The 285-nt window shown below is 68.1% G+C and carries 1 protein-coding gene; it reads left to right on the top strand.

Annotated features, from left to right (window positions below):
- On the top strand, positions 1-230 hold a 230-nt coding region (locus AC6CID_RS25090; protein ID WP_498354678.1), incomplete at its 5' end, for a transposase.
- Between the last annotated feature and the right edge of the window lie 55 nt (positions 231-285).

Here is a 285-nt window from a genome sequence, read left to right as displayed (position 1 = left end):
AGGAGCGCCTCAATAAGGAGATCCGCCGCCGGACCGACGTGGTGGGGATCTTCCCGGACCGCACCGCTCTGATCCGACTCGTCGGGGCGGTGCTGGCCGAGCAGCACGACGAGTGGATCGAAGGCCGCCGCTACCTCGGCCTCGACGTACTCGCCCGCTCCCGCACCGACAAGCCCGCCGACAGTGTCACCGAGGGCACCGAGGAGGTGACACCGGCCTTGACCGCCTGATCCACCGACGAGGAATCACGCGACGACGTCGTACACCACCTCACGGGACTTGACC

Source organism: Rhodococcus sp. GQ147, from assembly GCF_059759155.1.
Note: the sequence above shows the minus strand (reverse complement) of the source record. Positions and strands in the feature narration are given on the sequence as shown.